Below are 16763 nucleotides of genomic sequence, written 5' to 3' on the forward strand. Positions count from 1 at the left end.
GATCTTGCGGTCAGGTTGCGCGGACGGTGACATCGGACGTCTCGGGGTTGGCGTCAGAGGTCTGCTCTGCCGCGGTGTCTTGGGGGCGGTCGGTCCGCGCGCGCTCGCTCAGCACCCGGAAGGCGGCGATCACGGGCGCGGGGGCGGTTTCCTCGGGGGTGAGGAAGACGCTGCGGCCGACCGGGTGAGACGTCGAGGCCAGCAGGAGCGGCGCACCGATCATCGGCACGGTCACCGGCAGGAGCCACACGGTCAGGGCAGGGGCGAGGTAGGCGGCGGCCAGGAGGGCGGCCAGTCCGCAAAGCGCGATCCAGCCGGAGGCGCGCCATGCGTCGAGCAGGGACAGCCGTCCCTCGCCGCGCTGGTTGGCGGGCCAGCCGCCGTCCTGCCCGGACAACACCTGCACGACCGCGCGGGTCTGGTACATCAGCATGACCGGCGCCAGCAGCGAGGACAGCAGGATCTCCGTCGTGACGGAAGCGGCGGAGCGTGCGGTGCCGCCGAAATCGCGCGTCCGGCGGTCGAGCGCCGCGTGCAGCAGGATGCCGAATTTGGGCAGCAGAAGCAGGCCGATGATGCCGATGGCCAGCGCCACGATCTCGCGCGTGCGGTCGTCGGGGAAGACCGGGAACAGCTGGTGCGGTTCCGGGAAATAGTCCGGCAGGGGCGCGGTCGCGGTCGCGGCGACGGAGGTCACGAGGAAAGCGGCCCAGAGCAGCGGCACGAGGTAGGATGCGATGCCCTGGACAAAGACGAAGCGGCTCCACCCCATAAGGCCCGGCGCGCCGACCAGCCGCATGTGCTGCAGGTTGCCCTGGCACCAGCGGCGGTCGCGGCGGGCAAAGGCCACGATGTTGTCCGGGCCTTCCTCGTAAGAGCCGGGAATGGTGCTGTCGAGTTCGACCCGCCAGCCGCCGCGCGCCAGAAGCGCCGCCTCGACGTAATCGTGGCTCAGGATGACACCGCCGAAGGGCGGCGTGCCGCGCAGCACGGGCAGACCGCAGCACTGGGCGAGGGCGCGCACGCGCACGATGGCGTTGTGCCCCCAGAACGGCCCGGTGCCGCCCTGCATCCGCTGCAGGCCGCGTGCAAAGACCGGTGCGTGAAAGCTGGCGGCGAACTGCATCGCCCGCCCGAACAGCGACGAGGCGCCGATCACCTTCGGCAGCGTCTGCAGAAGACCAAGGCGCTGGTCCGCCATCATGCGCGAAATCAGGTGCCCGATGGTGGCACCTTCCATGAGGCTGTCGGCGTCGAGGATAACCGCGAATTCGTAGGCGCCCCCGAAACGGCGGATGAACTCCTCGACGTTGCCGGCCTTGCGGCCATGGTTGTTCTCGCGCAGGCGGTAAAACACGCGCAGCCCGTCGTCGCGCGGCTGGAGCAGATCGGCAAAGGCCGCGCGCTCCTTCAGTTGTGCCTTGGGATCGCGGGTGTCCGACAGGATCGCGAAGTCGACCTTTACCTCGGCGAACATGCACGAGCGCATCATCGCACGAATGCGGTTGGCGGCGGCCTCGGGGTCCTCGTTGCAGATCGGCAGGAGCACGACCGTGGGCGCGGTGGGCTTCGGCAGGGAATCCATGTCGATGCGGCGCCGCAACCGGGGCAGGCCGACAAGCGCCTGCACCGCGCCCCACGCCAGCCACAGCGTGGTGACGAAGATCAGCGCGACGCGCGCTAGGTCGAGCGCCTGCACACCGTCGCTGATCGCGGCGTCGGCCATCAGCGTCGCGGCAAAGGCCGCCGCACCGAAGGTGAAGGTCAGTGCCAGCGTACGGACGAGAACGGTCGGGGCGTCCGGACGGACGGCGCTCCGGTCAGGCATTGCGCCACATCAGCCAGCGCGACAGCAGAGGAACGTAGCGCGGCCGGCTGCGTTCCAGAACCTGAGATGGCATGTCGAGCGGCGCGTTCGGCGGCAGTCCGAACATGTCCTGAGTTTCGGACCGGCCCATCAGTTTTTCTTCCATTGGTACAACCATGTTTCCGTCAGACGGCGATTACCCTGTTGAAGGTCGGCCTTGAGTTCGACCGGTTGAGGCCCTGTTGCGCGGACCTCGATCACCAGTCGCCAGAGGTGCGGCTCCTCGAGGCGTTCCAGAATGGTTTCCACGATCTCGCCGTTGACCGCGGAAACCACTTCCTCAACAGGCGTGTCGTCGTCGAGTTCCGTCATTCGTTCCGCATCGAAGTCGATGACGAATTTTTGCCGATCCTTCTGCGGATTTATGCCTGCTACGCCGCCAAAACCGGTCAAAGTGCGCAAAACACGGGCATATTGTGTATCGCTGCCGAGCGGCGCCATGCCCCAGTGAAGGCGGTAGGAGAACTCGCGCGCGTCTCCGGCCTTCACCTCTGCCTCCGGCACCCAGAAGGCCACGATGTTGTCGTTGCTTTCCAGATCGGTCGGGATCTCGATCAGCCGGACCGCGCCGCGACCCCAGTCGCCCACCGGCTCCACGATGAGCGAGGGACGCTTTTCATAGTAGGCGTGGGCGTCGAGGTAATCCTCGAAGGCACGGTTGCGCTGCACGAGGCCGAAGGCGGTCGGCGCGTTTGCCCCGACATAGGAGTTTGCCAGCGTCTCGGGGTTGCTGAGCGGCCGGAAGAAGCGGTGGTCGCTGGTATCGACGATCAGCGCCTCGCTGTCGTGCACCCGTTCGCGGTAGTCGTGGAACGGGCCCACGTCGTTCGGCGCGAAGAGGAACATGGAAGTCAGCGGCGCGATGCCGAGCTGGCGCACGTCGTTGCGGAAGAACAGGCGTTGTTCCACGTCGATCGTCGTGGTCTCGCCCGGCGTAATGGCAAAGCGGTAGGCGCCGGCGACCGAGGGGCTTTCGAGCGCGGCGTAGAAGACCACGTGCGAGGTGCCCGGTTCGGGAAGCTCGATCCAGAACTCCGAGAAGAAGGGGAATTCCTCTTCGCCGCCGATGGCGGTGTTGAGTGCGAGGCCACGCGCGCTGAGGCCATAAACGTTGCCCTTGCCGAGCGCGCGGAAGTAGCTCGCGCCAAGGAACGACACGACCTCGTCAAAGCGGTCGGGCGAGTTCACCGGCGCGTTCAGGCGGAAGCCCGCGACGCCCGGAAACTCGAAGTCGTCGGGAAAACGCTGAGCGACATTCTCGCCGTAGCGGAAGTCGCCGCCGGTGAAGCGCATCGGGCGCGCGGTGCCGTCGACGATCTCGTTCAGGCGCACGGGGCGGTCGAACAGCCAGCCCGGATGGTAGCCGTGCAGCACGACGCGCGACTTCGGGCCGGACCAGCGGGCGTGGTCCGGGCGGAACTGGATCTGGCGGTAGGCGTCGTAGTCGAGACCCGACACCTCCTCATCCAGAACGGGAGGAGGGACCCATTCCCGCCCGGCGCTTTCGCGCTGCCGGTCGGCCAGCCAGTCAAAGGAGAAGGGGGTGCTTTCGGCCTCCGGTTCGGGGCTGCTCTCGGACTCTGTCTGTGCTGCGCCGCGGCAAGCGGCAAGCATGGCCGCGGCGAAGGTCTGAGCGAACAGGGTCCTGCGGGTGAGGAACGAAGAAGTTACAGTATTACGGTAAGTTGCGGGCATATGTTTGCGGCGTCGCCTCTGTATTGTCGAGCGTAGGTTGCTTTCCGCGAGCGGTTTTTCAAGCGCCGAAACGCCGCATTTTTGCGCCGGGCAACGAGTTGCGCGCAATTCCGCCGCATCGCGGCAAAAAACGTCCCGAAAACATGCGTCCTGAGGGAACCTGCTTGCATTTCGAGCGCAACTGAAACGCGAACGTGCCCCTCGAAAGGGGCATGCGACTCGTCCTGCCGCTGGGGCAACTGGCGCGTCTTGCCCGCCGCCGCGGTGCGACTCAGTCCAGATGGAAACAGAAGGAGTTGCCGGACGATGTGTTCTGCGTGCAGGTCTCACCGGCGCCCTGCGGTTTCGGTTCGGGCCAGTACCAGGCGTAGGCTTCGCCGCCGTTGATCCGCCGGATGCCGCCCTCCAGTTCAATCACGGTGCGCGCACCGGACGGCCAGTCGTGCAGCGACACCAGCCGCCCGTCCGGTTCGGCCCGCTGGATGCGGGTGCAGGGCTCCCGGTCGATCAGCCTGTCGCTGGAATCGTAGACGAAGCAGTTGCCGGGCTGCGTCATCTCGATCGCCTGACCGTTGCGGGGCAGGGCGGCCAGCGGCACCTCGCCGGGCCAGGCCATGAACGACTGCAGGAACGAGAAGAACAGCGTCGGCTGGGCGTCGGGGAAGGCGGCGGTGGCCCAGGTGGCATTCTGCACGACGCTGCTGACGGGCCACCATGTGCGGGCAAGGTTGTACTCGTCGCCCGGGTCGAGGAACCGGCCCTCGCAGGTGCCGAGCGCCTCCATCCCGAAGTTGGTGTAGGTGAAGGTCTCGCGCTCGGGACGGTCCACCGGCGCGCCGTTATGGCCGTTGCGGCTCCACGAGTCGGGGTCACTGTTCAGCTGGTCCCTGGTGCGGCGATAGAGGTTCCCGCAGGCGGTGCGGATCACCGCGTCGGAGATGGCAGAGGGGGCATCGACACCGACCACCGAAATGCCCCAGCGCGCAGCCTCGCGGACGGTGGAGACGTAGAACATCTGTTCCGGCGGAGTCTCGTGCATCCGCGCGGCGAGCGAGGGCGCAAAGCGGTAGTTCACCAGGTTGCGGAAGATCTTGGCCGTGGCGGCGACGGACACCTGGTAGGCCCGCGCGACAGAGGCCGCATCGTAGCTGCCCTCCGGCACCGAGAGGCTCGGCGCGTGAAACCCCAGCTTGCCGTCGACGTGCAGGTGGCGGCTGGTGATATAGCCGATGTCGCTGCCCGTATCGTAGGAGCCGGCCATGAAGACGAGGGCGCAGGCGCTTTCGCACCGCGCACCGGGCCGCACCATCGTGCCCAGTCTGCCGTGCACCGCGTCGGTCAGCTTCATCGCCTCGGTCAGAGCGCCGCCGGGGCTGTTCAGGCATAGGTTCAACGGCACCTTGAGGTCGATGTCCGGCGATGTGCCGTCATCGTATTCGGTGTACCAGATCAGGTCGGCGTGGCGGGAGCTGGTGGAGGCCTGTTTGATGAGCGACAGGAACGTTTCGGTGTCGCCCGGGGCAATCGGGCCATCGAGGGTCACGAGGCAGCCGAATTCGGGATCGTCGGTCAGGGCGAGGGTCGCGGCCATGCTGGCGGACGGCAGAAGGGTAATCAAAAAGGCGGCAAGAAGTCTGAGCATTGAATAGGTCCGTTCCGGTAATCGTCCGGTCCAGAAAAGCAAAAGGCCCCGCTTTTGGCGAGGCCTTTTCCCGAATTTCTGTGGCTTGCGTCAGCCCTGCTGGCCGCCGGTCTGCGGCGGGATCGCCGTGGCCTGTGCGGTGGCTTGGCCGATCGGGCGGGCCTTGCCGCCGTTCAGCGGATCGTCCTGGCGCTGCACCGAACCCTCGAAGTGGGCACCGGATTCGATCGCGATGGTCTTGTGGATGATGTCGCCCTCGACACGCGCGGTGGCGGTCAGGCGGACCTTCAGGCCGCGCACGCGACCGACGATGCGACCGTTCACGACGACGTCGTCTGCGACGACCTCACCCTTGATGGTGGCGCTTTCGCCGATGGTCAGCAGGTGGGCGCGGATGTCGCCCTCGACCGTGCCCTCGACCTGGATGTCGCCGGTGGTCTTGATGTTGCCTGTCACGTGCAGGTCCGGGGACAGCACGGAGGCCGGCGGCTTCGGCTTCGGAGCGGAGGGCTTGAAATCGCCGGTGGACGGTTTCGCAGACTCGGGAACGCTGGGTTTTGCCGCGGCATCGCTGCCGGGACCGGGTTCGTTGATTTTGCTTTTAGAAAACATCGTTCGCAGCCTTGATATAGATCATGGGATTGACGGGTTTGCCGCCGACACGGACCTCGTAGTGCAGGTGGGTCCCGGTCGACCGTCCAGTGTTCCCCATATCACCGATCCGCTGCCCGCGCGAGACCCTTTGACCGGTCTTCACCCGAATTTTCGACATGTGCGCATAGCGGGTTTCGATGCCGAATTCATGCTGGATCTTGACCAGTCGACCGTAGCCCGAAGACCAGTCCGCGTGGACCACGACGCCGTCGGCTGTCGAATAGATCGGCGTGCCGTGCGGTGCCGCGAAATCGGTACCGGCGTGCAGGCGGCCCCAGCGGTAGCCGAAGCCCGAGGTGAAGCGGAACGGGTCCTTCAGCGGCGTGGCGAAGGGGGCCTTCTGCGCGGCGATGCGATAGAGGTTCAGGCGGTCCATCTGGTTCAGGATGCTGTTGGCGCGCATCGTGTCGCCCGAAGGCTCCTGACCCATGGTGGAGAAGGACAGCGGCGTCAGCGGGCCGCCCTGTCCGGTGTAGCCCTTGCGCACCTGGTTGAGGATGCGGTCCGGGTCCATGCCGGCCTTCTCGAACATCTTGTCGAGCGGCTTGACGGAGACGGTCATGGCATCTTCGAGCTGGCGGAAGATCGTGTCGTTCTTCTCTTCCATCATCTCGATCTGGGCCTGCATCTCGGAGGCGCGGATCAGCGCGTCCTGTGCGTCGGCGATCACCTGGTCACGCTCGGCCGCGGTGCGGGCCAGCGCGTCGGACAGGATGTCGAGCGTGTTGTCTTCCTGCGAGGTGCCGGACACGGCCACCGAACCGCCCTGGATTTGCTCTTCGAGGGCGGCGAGCTGGTCGGACACGGTCTCGCGCGCCTTCATGGTGTCGCGCAGGGTCGTCTGGATGACGTCGATGCCGGTCTCCAGTTCGCGGCGCCGGGTCTCGGACTCCAGCAGTTCGGTCTGCATGGAGGAGATCTGCTTCAGCGCGGCGTTGAACCGGTTCTGCGCGGCCAGCGCTTCGGAGGCGCGGTTGTCGCGTTCCGCCGACAGGGCGTTGAGCCGTTGCTGGTAGGTGATCTGTTCGCGTTTCGCCTGCTCCCGGAAGTTCCCGGCGCCGATGGAGTCCATCAGCAGGATGGCGGTCGCGATGGTCGTCCAGCTGATCACGAGCGCGGTGCCGAGAAAGGCGATGGCCTGTGTGCTGGATTTCAGTCGGATGAATCGGGTGTCGTTGTCCGATCGGAGGAAAAGTCGGCGCTCCGGAAAGAAGCGCTCTAGAATTGCATGTGTCTTTATTGCCAGACGTGTTCGCACCTGACCGTCCCTATATTGTCCCCATTTCGAAGCCTCGGTCCCCCAACCCAGCCTCGCTTTCGGGCTTACCGGGGGCATCACGGGCGTGCAACAAATTTGGGCTGGGCGACGTGTATCGTGCGCGGAACTCGGCCAAACCGGCAAGAATTCGCCGATTCCTAGACGGATCAAGGGGTTCTCTTGGGGATGTTTTCGGCGAGAGGCCAATAGAAATCAGGGGGAAGACCGGCTTCGGCGCGTTTTTCATCGTTGAACGGCGGCTTGAGCGCGCCGTGGAAGTACGTCCTGACCAGCGTGTGGAAGGCGTCCTTCGGATCCCGGTCGTGACGGCCGCACAGGAAGTGGAACCACTTCGAGCCATAGGCGACGTGACCGACCTCCTCGGCATAGATCGTTTCCAGCGCGGCGACGGCAGAGGTCGCGCCGGCCTTGCGGAAGATCCCGATCATCCCCGGCGTGACGTCCAGGCCACGGGCCTCCAGCACCATCGGCACCACCGCGAGCCGCCCCATGAAGTCGGCCACGGTGTCCTCGGCGGCGCGCCACATCCCGGCGTGGGCGGGCAGGGCGCCATAGTGCGAGCCCAGCTCCTCGAGGCAGTCGCACATCAGATTGAAGTGCTTCGATTCCTCGTCCGCCGCCTTCACCCAGTCGTCGTAGAAGCCCGTGGGCATCGGCGTGTCGGCGAAGCGCGGGATGATGTCCCAGTGCAGATCTACGGCGTTCAGCTCGATATGAGCCACGGCGTGCAGCAGCGCGATACGGCCCTGCGGGCTGCCGGGCTTGCGCTTGGGCACGTCACGGGGATCGAGGAGTTCGGGCCGGTCGGGGCGGGCGGGACGCAGAGGCGGCTCGGCGCGACCGATGGCAATGGGCGTCCCGGCGGCGCGCGCGGCGAACCACTCCGCGGCGTAGGCGCGGGATTTCGCGGTTTTCTGCCGACCGTCCGCGGTGGTCAGAACATCCACCGCCATTTCCGAAAGTGTCATCATGGCCCGCCGTTTGCCATGCTCGTACGGCCCGGACAACGCCCGTCTTTCCGCGCATCGGCAATTCGTGCGGGCCGTGTGTCGGCCGGGCAAGGGACATGCCGCTGCCCGACCGTCTGTCAAAGCCTGAGGCCCGGACGTCAGAGGGCGCGCGCGGCCTCCAGCACCTCCTCGGCGTGGCCGGGGACCTTCACCTTGCGCCATTCCTTCACGATGGCGCCGTCCGCACCAACCAGGAAGGTGGAGCGTTCGATGCCCATGAAGGTCTTGCCGTACATGGATTTTTCCTTCCACACGCCGTAGCGCTCGGACAGGTCGCCCTCTTCGTCGGAGATCAGCGGTACGGTCAGCGCCTTCTTCTTCATGAACTTCTCGTGGGTGGCGATGGAATCCTTCGAGATCCCGAACACCTTCACACCCGCCGCCTCGAACTCGGGCAGGAGCGCGGTGAAGGCCTCGTTCTCCTTCGTGCACCCGGACGTGTCGTCGCGCGGATAGAAGAACAGCACGTAGGGCGTGCCTGCCAGCGCGTCGGAGGATACCTCGCCGGAGGTGGCGGGCAGGGTGAAGGAGGGGGCTGTTTCGGACATGCGTGTCTTCCCGGAATGATTTCGTTTATGGTTGGCACGTAGGGCCACACACCCCAAGCATATGGCACCGAGGCCGGTCTTCCAGTGAGCATGCAGCAGGCAACAGAAAAATCGGATGCCCCCCGGGGGCGGCGGCGGAAGGTGCTGCTGTGGTGCGCCGGTGTGATGCTGGCGCTGGTGGTGGGTCTGGGCGGCGGGATCTGGGCGATGCTGGGCCGTCCGGTCGACGCGCCCGCATGGCTGCGCGAGAGGATCGAGACGCGGATCGCCGAGAACCTGCAGGGCATCTCCATCGACTTCGGTCGAATGAGCCTCTTGATCACCGAGACGGGGCTGGCGCGGATCGTGTTGTGGGACGTCACGGTCACCAACGAACAGGGCGTCCTCGTGGCGCAGTTGTCGGATATCGAGGCGGGCGTGGCGCCGGTGTCGTTCCTCAGGCGCGAATGGGAACTGCGGGAGGCGCAGGTCTCCGGTGCCTTCGTCACGTTGCAGCGCGACCGCAACGGGAAGCTGGGGTTGGCTTTGGGCGATGCCTTTGCCGAGGGCACGCAGGTGCCAGACCTCGCGCAGATCATCGCCCGGATCGACGCCATCGCCCTAGACCCGCGGCTTGCGAAGCTCGACCTCTTCGAGGCGGACAGCCTGACCCTGCGCTACGAGGACCTGCGCGCCCGGCGCGGCTGGACGGCGGACGGCGGACGGCTGCGGCTGACGCGCGAAGACGGCACGCTGAAGCTGACTGGCGACGTGGCGCTGCTGTCCGGGGGGGCGGGCGTCGCCACCGTCGCCCTCGGCGCCGAAAGCCGGATCGGCGACACATCGCTCGATTTCGGGATGACGCTGCAGGATTTCGACTCCGGCGACATCGCCACGCAAAGCCCGGCGTTGGCATGGATGGACGCACTGGAGGCGCCGATCTCCGGCTCGCTGCAATCCACCCTCGCACCGGATGGCGCGCTTGGCGAAATGCGCGCCACGCTGGAAATCGGCAAGGGCGTCCTGCAACCCAACAGGGAGGCGCGGCCGATCCCCTTTGACGGCGCCCGCACCGCCTTCACCTACGTGCCCGACGAACGCCTGATGCGCTTCGAGGAGATCCGGGTGGAGTCTGCCATGGGCCGGGTCCGCGCCTCGGGCACCACGATGCTGGACGAGGCGCCGGAGGGTGGCCTGCCGCCCGGGCTGACGGCGCAGTTCAGGCTCGACGGCGTCGAGGTCGCGCAAAGCGCTGTGATGGACCGGCCCGTCGTGGTCGAGGGCGCGCAGACCGCCTTCCGCCTGCAACTCAACCCGTTCCGTGTCGACCTGGGCTCCCTCCGGATCACCGATCCGACCTTGCCGATCAGCGCGCGCGGGTGGCTGGAGGCGACGCGCGCCGGGTGGAGCATGTCGCTCGATGCGCGTGTGGCCGAAACGGTGCCGGAGCAGGTCATGGCCTTCTGGCCCGGCCAGCTCGTGCCGCAGACCCGGGACTGGGTCGGACGCAACGTCCGTGAAGGCAGGCTTTTCGATGCGAGCTTTGCCCTGCGTGCGGAGGCCGGGGCAGAGCATCCGACCACCTTCTTCGACCTGTCGTTCGAGGACGCGCTGGTCGGCGTCGCGCCGAGCCTGCCGCCGATCGAGGACGGGCGCGGGCGGCTGACCATTCACCAGCGGCGGCTGGGCCTGAGGGTCGACGAAGGTCATATCGTGACGGACCGGGGCACCGTCGACGTGGGCGGCTCGGTCTTCACCATCCCCGACCTGAAGGAGAAGCCCTCGATGGGTGAGGTCGACCTGAAGATCGACGGGCCGGTGGGCGCGGTGCTGGCCTATATCGACAACGACCAGTGGCGGGTGCTGCGCAAGGTCGGGCGGGACGCGACCCTTGCTGACGGCCGGATCGCGGCCAGCGGTCGGCTGGTCCTGCCGCTGGCGGACGGGCTGACCTTCGACGATATCGATCTGGCCTTCGCCGGGACGCTCCGCGACGTCGAAAGCGCCAAGGCGATCCCGGGCAAGACGATCCGCGGCGACGGGCTGTCGGTGAAGCTCGACAATGGCGGCGTCACCATCGCGGGACAGGCCAACGTGTCCGGGGTTCCGGTCGACGGGCGCTGGACCCAGCCCTTCGGCGGCGGTGGGTCCGAGGTCGTGGCCGATATCACGCTCAGTCCGAAGACATTGGCGGATTTCGGTGTCTCGCTGCCGAACGGCATGTTGCGCGGTCAGGGCACGGGCGCGCTGCGGGTCGATCTGCCGCCGAACGCGCCGCCGCGCTTCGAACTCGAAAGCGACCTGGCGGGGCTGGGGCTGGCCGTCCCGCAGATCGGCTGGTCGCTGGCGCCGGGCACCACGGGACGCTTTACCATCGCGGGCAACCTGTCGCCCGGGCTGCAGAACGCCGAGCTGACTTTGAAGGGCGGCGGCATGGATGCGGCCGGGCAACTGGTTTTGTCGACGTCCGGTGCCTTCGAAAGGCTCGACCTGTCGCGGGTGACGGTCGCCGACTGGCTGGACGTGTCGGGCCGCCTGCGTGCGCGCGGCGGCAACAGCGCCCCGGCGGTCGAGATATCGTCCGGCCGCGTTGACCTGCGCAGCGCGCCGTTCGGCGCCTCCGGCACAAGCGGCGGCGGAGGGGGCGGCGGTCCGCTGGTCCTGACGCTCGACAGCCTGCGCGTGACCGACAGCATCGAACTGCGCGCCTTCCGCGGCAACTTCGATCTGGCGCGCGGGCTCGAAGGGCGCTTTGACGGCCAACTCGGCGGCGCCACGCCGGTGGCGGGGCAGGTGATCCCGCAGGCAGGCGGCAGCGCTTTCCGGATCAGCGGCGAGGACGCAGGCGACATCCTGAAGGCGGCGGGGCTGCTGAAGACGGTGAAGGACGGCACCTTCAACCTCGACCTCGCCCCCGTCAGCGGCCAGCCCGGCAGCTTCGACGGGCTGATGCGCATACAGGGGACGCGGATGCAGAAGGCTCCGGCCATTGCCTCGCTTCTGGATGCAATCAGCATTGTCGGCATCATCGACCAGATGAACGGGCCGGGGATCTTCTTTTCGGACGTCGAGGCGCGGTTCCGGCTGACGCCCTCCCGCGTGATCTTATCGGAATCGAGCGCTGTGGGGCCGTCCATGGGCATCTCGATGGACGGCTATTACGACCTCGCCAGCGGACAGATGGATTTCCAGGGCGTGCTCTCGCCAATCTACGCCGTCAACGCCATCGGCCGCCTGATCGCGCGCAAGGGAGAGGGGCTGATCGGCTTCAACTTCAACCTGCGGGGCACGACAGGCGCACCGAGGGTGGCGGTCAATCCGCTCTCGGTCTTCACCCCGGGCATGTTCCGTGACATTTTCCGCCGACCGCCGCCGAAGCTGTCGCAGTAGGCGGCACGCGAGACATTCCAAGAGGTTGAGACATGAAGCTGTCGGATTTCGATTTCGACCTGCCCGAGCGGCTGATCGCCACGCGGCCCGCACGGCCACGCACATCCGCGCGGTTGCTGGTCTGCGACGGCGGGGCGATCTCCGACGCCACGGTTGCCGACCTCCCGGACTGGTTGCGCCCGGGCGACCGGCTGGTGCTGAACGACACACGGGTGATCCCGGCGCGGTTGTCGGGTGTCCGTCGCCGGATCGGCGAGGCGGGCGAGACCGAGGCGCAGATCGAGGTGACGCTGCTTGAGCCGCGCGCCGATGGCTGCTGGTCGGCGCTGCTGAAACCCCTGAAGAAGGTGCGCGACGGCGAAGTCATCCGTTTCTCGGACGATCTGGAGGCCGTGCTGATGTCGCGTGCGGACGGGCAGGCTGTCCTGCGGTTCAACCTGTCGGCAGAGGATTTCGACGCCGCGCTGAACGCGGCAGGCGCCATGCCGTTGCCGCCCTACATCGCCGCCCGGCGTCCTGCCGATGCGCAGGACAAGGAGGATTATCAGACCGTCTGGGCGCGCAACCGCGGCGCCGTCGCGGCCCCCACAGCCAGCCTGCATTTCGACGAACCGCTGCTGCAACGCATCGCTGACATGGGCGTAAGTTTCACCCACGTGACGCTGCACGTCGGCGCCGGCACCTTCCTGCCAGTCAAGGTCGAGGACGTGACCACCCATCGGATGCACGGCGAATGGGGCGAGGTCACGCCCGAGGCCGCAGCCGAGATCGCGGAAACGCGCGCAGCGGGCGGGCGGGTGATCCCGGTCGGCACCACCGCACTGCGCCTGATCGAAACGGCCGCCCGGGGCGGACAAATCGCGCCCTTCCGGGGTGTGACCGACATCTTCATCTATCCCGGCTTCACCTTCCACGTGACCGACGCGCTGATGACGAACTTCCACCTGCCGAAGTCGACGCTGCTGATGCTGGTCTCGGCGCTCATGGGGCAGGACTGCATCCGCGAGGTCTATGCCCATGCGGTGGCAGAGGAATACCGGTTCTTCTCCTACGGCGACGCGTCCCTGCTGATCCCGTCCCGCACCGGGGCACCCTGACGCACGTGGGCCGGGCCGCATCGGCGAATAACCCCACGTTTACGACGATCTGACCATCAAGGGTCGCACAGCGACTTCGAATCGTGCATGGCGTCGCAGCAAGACAAGGCACCCGTCCCGGCAGTCTGTCAGGGTAGGGTGCAGCGAGGAAAGAAGAATGCTTTACGTGATGAGAACATCCTGGCCGCTGCTGCTGGGAATGCTGCTGCTCATGGTCGGGAACGGCTTGCAGGGCTCCCTCCTGGGTGTGCGCGGCAGCGCGGCGGGCTTTTCGACCACCGCGATGGCAGTCGTGATGTCGGCCTACTTCGCCGGGTTCCTCTTCGCGTCGCGCATGGTGCCGGAGATGATCCGCCGGGTCGGCCACGTCCGGGTCTTTGCCGCGCTCGGCTCCTTCATCTCGGCGGCGCTGATCCTGTTCCCCGCCGTGCAGCACCCCGCCGCATGGGTGCTGGGGCGGCTGGTGCTGGGCTTCTGCTTCTGCGGGGTCTACGTGACGGCGGAAAGCTGGCTGAACAACACCGCCACGAACGAGACGCGCGGCCAGACGCTGTCGGCCTACATGATCGTGCAGACGCTCGGCATCATCGCGGCACAGGCCCTGCTGATCGTGCCGGACATGTCCGGGTTCCTGCTGTTCGTCATCCCGTCCGTGCTGGTTTCGATCTCCTTCGCGCCGATCCTCCTGTCGATTTCGCCCACGCCGGCCTTTGAGTCGACGAAGCGGATGACGCTGAGGGAACTTTACGGCGTGTCCCCGCTGGGGATGGTCGGCATCTTCCTGCTGGGCAGCGTGTTTGCAGCGCAGTTCGGCATGGCGGCTGTCTATGCGACCGAAGCCGGGATGCGGCTGGGCCAGATCTCCATCTTCGTCGCGGCCTTCTACGTCGGTGCGCTCTTCATGCAATACCCGCTGGGCTGGATCTCCGACCGGGTCGACCGGCGCGGCCTGATCATGATCGTCGCGGCACTGGGCGCGGCAGGGGCCATCGTCGCCGTCATGGCGGAAAGCTACTGGGTGATCGTGGGTTGCGCCGCCGTCATCGGCGGCTGCTCCAACCCCTTGTATTCGCTTCTGATTGCCTACACCAACGACTTCCTCGAGTCAGAGGACATGGCCGCGGCCTCCGCCGGTCTGCTGTTCATCAACGGCGTGGGCGCAATTGCCGGTCCGCTGGTCATCGGCTGGGTCATGCAGGTCATGGGCCCGCCGGGGTTCTTCGTGCTGATCGCGGCGCTGCTGGTCGCCCTGACCGCTTATGCCGCCTACCGGATGACACAGCGTCCCGCACCTGCGGTGGAAACGACCGGCGCCTATGCCCCGGTCCTGCCGTCCGCTTCGCCCGTGGCAATGGAAGTCGCGCAGGAATATTTCATCGAACGCTCCGAAGAGGACGAGGAATGACATTCGTGCGCCTGATGCACTTGTCAGAAAGTGACAACAAATGTGATTGGGCGTGTGGACACGGGTATGTGTAACAATTTTTTAACGTATTCGACGGCGACCATGAGGAGGAACACATGGCACGGCCTGAAGACATTCTTGCGTTCTGGCTCGACGAGGTAGGACCGGACGGTTGGTACAAGCAGGACGAGGCGCTGGATCAGGAGATCCGCGACCGCTTCCTGACCGCCTGGGAGGGGCAGATGCAGGGACGTTACGGCCTGTGGCTGACGTATCCCTCCGGAACGCTGGCCTACATCGTGCTGGCGGACCAGTTTCCGCGGAACATGTTCCGCGGGCAGGGCACGGCCTTTGCTTCCGACCGCATCGCGCTGGCCGCCGCCAAGCAGGCGATCCACCGCGGCTGGGACATGCGCATTGACGAGCCGTCCCGGCAGTTCTTCTACCTGCCGCTGATGCATTCGGAGAACCTTTGCGATCAGGACCGTTGCGTCCGACTGATGAAGGAACGGATGCCGGCCTCCGGCGACAGCAACCTGATGCACGCCAAGGTGCACCGCGAGGTCATCCGCCAGTTCGGCCGCTTCCCCTACCGCAACGACGCTCTGTCGCGGAAGACCACAGAGGCCGAGAAGGCCTTCATCTCCGACGGCGGTTACGGCGCGATCCTGCGCGACATGCAGGCCGAAGCAGAAGCTGCATGATTTCGGCCACTTGCACGCGTCGGGGACACAAGCGGTCTTGATCCCCGGCGGCCCGCGCGCCTAGCTTGTACCAGGCCCTTTCAGGGGCCCGGGCAGGGAGGGCCGGATGAGCGCAACTTACGACATGGTGGTGATCGGGGCCGGACCCGGCGGGTACGTGGCCGCGATCAGGGGGGCCCAGCTTGGCCTGCGCACGGCAATCGTCGAGCGGGAGCACCTGGGCGGCATCTGCCTCAACTGGGGCTGCATTCCCACAAAGGCGCTGCTGCGGTCCGCCGAGGTCTTCCACCTCATGCACCGCGCGGCGGAGTTCGGCCTGAAGGCAGAGGGCATCGGTTTCGACCTCGACGCCGTCGTCAAACGCTCGCGGAGCGTCGCCAAGCAGCTGAACTCCGGGGTCGGACATCTCCTGAAGAAGAACAAGGTCGACGTGGTCATGGGCGCCGCGCAGATCGAGGCGCCCGGCAAGGTCCGGGTCGGCGACACCGTGCTCGAGGCGAGGAACATCGTCGTGGCCACCGGCGCGCGGGCGCGGGAGCTTCCGGGGCTGGAGGCCGATGGCGACCGGGTCTGGACCTACAAGCACGCGCTGCAACCGAAGCGGATGCCGAAGAAACTGCTGGTGATCGGCTCCGGCGCCATCGGGATCGAGTTCGCGAGTTTCTTCAACACCCTCGGCGCGGAGGTCACGGTGGTCGAGGTGATGGACCGCATCCTTCCGGTCGAGGATGCGGAGATCGCCGCTTTCGCGAAGAAGCAGTTCCAGAAGCAGGGCATGACGATTCTCGAAGGCGCCTCGGTCAAGTCGCTGGATCGCGGCCCGAACGGCGTCGTGGCGCATGTGGAAAAGGGTGGGGAAACGTCCAAGATCTCTGTCGATACAGTGATTTCGGCTGTCGGCATTGTCGGAAATGTCGAAGACCTGGGGCTGGAGGGCCTTGGCGTGCGGGTGGAGCGGTCACACGTCGTGACCGACCCCTTCTGCCGCACCGGAATCGACGGCGTCTATGCCATCGGAGACGTGGCCGGGGCGCCGTGGCTGGCCCACAAGGCCTCGCACGAGGGCGTCATGGTGGCGGAGCTGATCGCCGGCGGTCACCCACACGCGGTCGATCCGGGCAGCATCGCGGGCTGCACCTATTGCCACCCGCAGATCGCCTCGGTCGGACTGACGGAGGCGAAGGCGAAGGAGCAGGGCTTCGACGTGAAGGTCGGCCGCTTCCCCTTCATCGGCAATGGCAAGGCCATCGCGCTCGGCGAGACGGAGGGCATGGTCAAAACGGTGTTCGACGCCGGGACCGGGGCATTGCTGGGCGCGCACATGGTCGGCGCAGAGGTCACGGAGCTGATCCAGGGCTACGTTGTGGGCCGTCAGCTCGAAACAACGGAGGAGGACCTGATGCAGACCGTCTTCCCGCACCCGACGCTGAGCGAGATGATGCACGAATCCGTTCTGGACGCCTGGGGGCGCGCCATTCATTTCTGACGGATTT

Annotated in this window: 13 protein-coding genes; 5 read left to right on the plus strand and 8 right to left on the minus strand. The window is 66.5% G+C overall.

All coding sequences use genetic code 11. The annotated features are described in order from the left end of the window. Positions 1 to 10: 10 nt before the first annotated feature. From mdoH to QNI11_RS08825, 8 genes are all read right to left on the minus strand, one after another. Positions 11 to 1828, minus strand: a complete 1818-nt coding sequence (mdoH, locus tag QNI11_RS08790; protein WP_283983132.1) for a glucans biosynthesis glucosyltransferase MdoH — start codon at positions 1826 to 1828, stop codon at positions 11 to 13. Continuing rightward, a complete protein-coding gene (locus QNI11_RS08795) occupies positions 1821 to 1973 on the minus strand; it encodes a hypothetical protein (RefSeq protein WP_157814878.1) in 153 nt (50 codons plus the stop codon). The genes mdoH and QNI11_RS08795 overlap by 8 nt, the downstream gene beginning before the upstream one ends. Next, positions 1958 to 3562: a glucan biosynthesis protein gene (locus QNI11_RS08800; RefSeq protein WP_283983133.1), complete on the minus strand. Its 1605-nt coding sequence runs from the start codon at positions 3560 to 3562 to the stop codon at positions 1958 to 1960. The genes QNI11_RS08795 and QNI11_RS08800 overlap by 16 nt, the downstream gene beginning before the upstream one ends. 271 nt (positions 3563 to 3833) lie before the next feature. Continuing rightward, positions 3834 to 5204, minus strand: a complete 1371-nt coding sequence (locus QNI11_RS08805; RefSeq protein ID WP_283983134.1) for a hypothetical protein — start codon at positions 5202 to 5204, stop codon at positions 3834 to 3836. A 90-nt stretch (positions 5205 to 5294) separates the two neighbouring features. Next, entirely contained in the window at positions 5295 to 5816 is a 522-nt protein-coding gene (locus QNI11_RS08810; protein WP_100926890.1) for a polymer-forming cytoskeletal protein, read from the minus strand. Next, positions 5806 to 7116, minus strand: coding sequence for a M23 family metallopeptidase (locus QNI11_RS08815; protein ID WP_100926889.1), 1311 nt, complete (start codon positions 7114 to 7116; stop codon positions 5806 to 5808). The genes QNI11_RS08810 and QNI11_RS08815 overlap by 11 nt, the downstream gene beginning before the upstream one ends. 167 nt (positions 7117 to 7283) lie before the next feature. Next, positions 7284 to 8108: a ferritin-like domain-containing protein gene (locus QNI11_RS08820; RefSeq protein ID WP_283983135.1), complete on the minus strand. Its 825-nt coding sequence runs from the start codon at positions 8106 to 8108 to the stop codon at positions 7284 to 7286. Positions 8109 to 8245: 137 nt separating this feature from the next. Continuing rightward, positions 8246 to 8695, minus strand: coding sequence for a peroxiredoxin (locus QNI11_RS08825; protein WP_283983136.1), 450 nt, complete (start codon positions 8693 to 8695; stop codon positions 8246 to 8248). 141 nt (positions 8696 to 8836) lie between these two features. Between QNI11_RS08825 and QNI11_RS08830 the strand changes: the two genes are divergently transcribed. The 5 genes from QNI11_RS08830 to lpdA all read left to right on the plus strand — a co-directional run bounded on the left by QNI11_RS08830 (position 8837) and on the right by lpdA (position 16756). Then, complete coding sequence (locus tag QNI11_RS08830) at positions 8837 to 12064, plus strand: AsmA-like C-terminal region-containing protein (protein ID WP_283983137.1); 3228 nt, start codon at positions 8837 to 8839, stop codon at positions 12062 to 12064. Between the two features lie 32 nt (positions 12065 to 12096). Further along, a complete protein-coding gene (gene queA, locus QNI11_RS08835; RefSeq protein WP_283983138.1) occupies positions 12097 to 13161 on the plus strand; it encodes a tRNA preQ1(34) S-adenosylmethionine ribosyltransferase-isomerase QueA in 1065 nt (354 codons plus the stop codon). A 157-nt stretch (positions 13162 to 13318) separates the two neighbouring features. Beyond that, on the plus strand, positions 13319 to 14566 hold the full coding sequence (locus QNI11_RS08840; RefSeq protein WP_100926884.1) for an MFS transporter: 1248 nt from the start codon (positions 13319 to 13321) through the stop codon (positions 14564 to 14566). A gap of 116 nt (positions 14567 to 14682) precedes the next feature. Beyond that, positions 14683 to 15270, plus strand: a complete 588-nt coding sequence (locus tag QNI11_RS08845) for a DUF924 family protein (RefSeq protein WP_100926883.1) — start codon at positions 14683 to 14685, stop codon at positions 15268 to 15270. A gap of 106 nt (positions 15271 to 15376) precedes the next feature. Next, positions 15377 to 16756, plus strand: a complete 1380-nt coding sequence (gene lpdA, locus QNI11_RS08850; RefSeq protein ID WP_283983139.1) for a dihydrolipoyl dehydrogenase — start codon at positions 15377 to 15379, stop codon at positions 16754 to 16756. The last annotated feature ends 7 nt before the right edge of the window (positions 16757 to 16763 follow it).

This window comes from Sagittula sp. MA-2, assembly GCF_030126985.1.
Lineage (GTDB): Bacteria > Pseudomonadota > Alphaproteobacteria > Rhodobacterales > Rhodobacteraceae > Sagittula.